The sequence below is a fragment of the Bartonella queenslandensis AUST/NH15 genome (assembly GCF_000312585.1).
GTDB classification, from domain to species: domain Bacteria; phylum Pseudomonadota; class Alphaproteobacteria; order Rhizobiales; family Rhizobiaceae; genus Bartonella; species Bartonella queenslandensis_A.
In genome coordinates this window covers 172,672-176,603 of the sequence record NZ_HE998003.1, presented here as the reverse complement: position 1 = coordinate 176,603, position 3,932 = coordinate 172,672, and the positions used below count along the sequence as shown (strand labels likewise).

At 38.4% G+C, this 3,932-nt stretch carries 1 protein-coding gene, 1 tRNA gene and 1 pseudogene; 1 reads left to right on the top strand and 2 read right to left on the bottom strand.

Annotated elements, in window-relative coordinates; genetic code table 11:
- Positions 1-228: 228 nt before the first annotated feature.
- Entirely contained in the window at positions 229-1,656 is a 1,428-nt protein-coding gene (gene tig, locus BN338_RS05925) for a trigger factor (RefSeq protein WP_039759977.1), read from the bottom strand.
- A gap of 134 nt (positions 1,657-1,790) precedes the next feature.
- Positions 1,791-1,873, bottom strand: a tRNA-Leu gene (locus BN338_RS05920).
- A gap of 168 nt (positions 1,874-2,041) precedes the next feature.
- Between BN338_RS05920 and trmFO the strand changes: the two are divergent.
- Positions 2,042-3,441, top strand: a pseudogene (trmFO, locus tag BN338_RS05915) (methylenetetrahydrofolate--tRNA-(uracil(54)-C(5))-methyltransferase (FADH(2)-oxidizing) TrmFO).
- Positions 3,442-3,932: the final 491 nt, after the last annotated feature.

The following is a 3,932-nucleotide window of genomic DNA, read 5'->3' as shown; positions in this document are numbered from 1 at the left end:
GATTTGTGCATGAACCTCCATGCCAATGATGACTTCCCAATCACCTGTAACGCCAGAAATAAAACGCTTAGAATCAGGAGTACGCGTATCAATGATGCTCATTGCCAATCCACTACCAATATTTTAAACATATCCTATGGTTTATCTACAACCATTCACAGTGCAAGCCTAAGGTGTAAATCTCACAACAAGCCCGATAGAATCGGGCTTGTTCTATTTGTGTAAAGATTAAGCTTTTTTAGGAGCCTTTTTCTTAGCTGACGTTTTCTCTGCAGACTTTTCTTTCACTACAGATTTTTTCTTTGCAGGTTTTTCTTCAGGAAGATCTGATTCGTCATATTCTTTCATCAACTCTTCAATCGTCACTTCTTTATCTGTGACTTTTATCTGGGCTAACAAATGATCAATGACCTTTTCTTCAAAAATTGGAGCACGCAGATTTTCAACAGCTTCCGGAGTTTTCCGGAAAAAGTCCATAATCTCTTTTTCTTGTCCAGGATACTGACGAACTTGCTCAAAAACGGCTGCTTTTAGCTCATCATCACTAACTTTAACACCAACCTTCATTCCAATTTCAGAAAGCACCAAACCAAGACGAACACGACGTTGCGCAAGGACATGATATTCCTCCCGTGCCTTTTCTTCTGTAATCCCCTCGTCCTCAAAACTACGTCCAGCCTTTTTCAAATCATCATTAACCTGAGCCCATATATTATTGAACTCAATTTCTAAAAGTCCTTCAGGAATCTCAAAATTATAATCAGCATCTAAAGCATCAAGAATTTGACGCTTAACTTTTTGACGTGTCATTGAACCATATTGACTTTCAATCTGCCCACGAACAACCTCACGCAAGCGATCTAGAGATTCTAAACCGACTTTTTTCGCCGCCTCATCATCAATTTCCAATTCATCTGGTCTAAAGACAGCTTTGACAGTAATATCAAACTCTGCTTCCCGCCCTGCCAAATGTACCGCACTATAATCATCTGGGAATTTAACAGAAATCGTTTTTGTATCTCCAGCTTTCACACCAACCAATTGCTCTTCAAAACCAGGAATAAATTGTTTTGATCCAAGAATCAGTTGTGCATCCTTATCGGCCCCGCCTTCAAATGGAACCCCTTCAAGCTTACCAAGATAATCTATGGTAATACGATCACCTTCTTCAGAAGATCCCTCTTTTAGAGAATAATTACGCGTAGAAGAAAGGACGCGATTAACTTGCTCATTAATATCCTTTTCAGGAACGGCTGCAATTTCACGAACAACTTCAATATGTTCAAAGGCTTTAATTTCAATTTTTGGCAAAACTTCATACTTTAAACTAAAAGTAAAATCGGCTTTTCCATCTAGAATTTTTTCATCTTCATCTATATCAATTTTTGGCTGCATCGCTGGACGCTCATTACGGTCCGCTAAAACAGAACGTGGGGCATCACTGAGTATCTCATTGAGAATCTCAACCATAAAAGATTTACCATACATTTTTCGCAAATGCCCACCCGGCACTTTACCAGGACGAAAACCATTAAGCTTGATCTTACCCTTGGTATCATCCAACCGTTCATTCAACTTTTCTTCTAAATCTTTCGCTGGAACCACGATCTTAATTTCGCGCTTCAGTCCTTCATTAAGCGTCTCGGTAACCTGCATTAAACACCTTCATTTTTCTAAGGAGAGGGATAACCCCACTCTAATCATCATTACATTTTAACACTTCAAGTGTTACATTACCATGAAGCGGAATTCCAGACACGTAGAAATCCGTAGCACTTAAGGGATTGCTTTGGTGCGGATGGAGGGACTCGAACCCCCACGGTCTCCCGCCAGAACCTAAATCTGGTGCGTCTACCAATTTCGCCACATCCGCTCAAACTTAGCAAGCTAATAACCTTATGCAAGCGGCGTTTCTATACCATTAATTGTAGAAAAAAAGCAAACAAATATATTAAAAAAACGCAATACACATCTTTCTTACAAAGAACAAAAACAAAATCCATGCTTTTCATACACGGCGACTTACGCTAATAAGTCGACTATGTTAAAGATATTTGATACTCCAATTCATATTATCGGTGGCGGCCTTGCAGGATGTGAAGCAAGCTGGCAAATTGCTCAATCAGGAATTCCTGTTATTTTGCATGAAATGCGTCCCCAAAAAAAATCAGATGCTCATAAAACCGATAAATTAGCAGAACTGGTTTGTTCAAATTCCTTTCGTTGCGATGATTCATCAACAAATGCTGTAGGGCTTTTACATGCTGAGATGCGATTAGCAAAATCGTTAATTATGAGAGCTGCTGATGCCAATAAAGTTCCCGCTGGGAGTGCTCTTGCTGTTGACCGTGATGGATTTTCAAAAACCGTGACATCCGCAATTGAAAACCATTCGCTTATAACGATCAAACGCGAAGAAGTTCAAGAGATTCCTCAGGATTGGAAACATGTTGTCGTTGCAACGGGGCCCCTTACCTCACCTGCATTTGCTCAAGAATTAAAAACAATAACTGGGATAAAAGCTCTTTCTTTTTTTGATGCTATTGCCCCTATTATCCATACTGATAGTATTGATATGAATATTTGTTGGTATCAGTCTCGCTACGATAAAATTGGTCCTGAGGGAACAGGGAAAGATTATCTTAATTGTCCCCTCAACAAAGAACAATATGAAACATTCGTTGAAGCACTAAAAAACGCAGAAAAAACAGAGTTTCGTGACTTTGAAAAAACACCCTATTTTGATGGATGCCTCCCTATTGAAGTTATGGCTGAGCGCGGAATCGAAACTTTAAGACATGGACCGATGAAACCTATAGGCCTAACCAATGCTCATAATCCCACTATTAAACCCTATGCTGTCGTTCAATTACGCCAAGATAATAAACTCGGAACGCTTTACAATATGGTTGGTTTTCAAACAAAACTGAAATATGGTGAACAAGTCCGCATTTTTAGAATGATTCCCGGTCTTGAAAAAGCAGAATTTGCACGTCTTGGCGGACTTCACCGCAATACCTATCTCAATTCTCCAATCATTCTTGATCAGACTCTTCGTTTAAAACAAAAAACGCAACTACGCTTTGCAGGACAAATTACCGGATGTGAAGGTTATGTAGAATCAGCGGCTATTGGGCTGCTTGCCGGACGTTTTGCCGCTGCCGAATATCATTATAACTGTCCTTGCCTCCCCCCACAAACTACAGCATTCGGAGCTCTGTTGAACCATATTACGGGGGGACACATTATCGATGAAGAAGCAGAAAGACAATCCTTCCAACCCATGAATATCAATTTTGGACTTTTTTCGCCTCTTGATTCCACTAAATACTTGGGAAAACGTTTATCAAATAAAGAAAAAAATTAGCAAAAAAACAGAATATAACGGCTAGAGCTCTTAATGATTGTATTCAGTGGCTAACAGATCAAAAAGCAAAATGATCCCTAAAAAAATCCGATCTATTATCTCTCGGTTTTATAAAATACCCACTCCCTTCTCATCTACCAAATGGATCTCACTCTATTCCTGAAAAATAACTTAAAAACTCATTCATTACTGATTCTCTTAAATCAACAGAGATACGATTTATTACTTGTTATACAGCATGAAAATTTTAAGTCTTTTATATAAATAAACTATTATAAAAATAGGCTTAAAACGCAACCCAATTATCCCCTCATTAGGAATGACCATATGCGCTGTGACACTCCAAACAATGAAATATATGCTGAAATGCCCACATAATACGTTGTTAAATACAACCACAACTTTTCCACTAAAAAGCATTATAGCATGATCGAAATAAAATCACTCTTTCAGTAATTTACAGAGTCTTCTACAATGAAGCATTTGATTAAAAATGCTAAAATAAACTTATTTTAATATATAGTCTGCAACCCACTTCAAACAACACCAAACACAGAAGAATGCT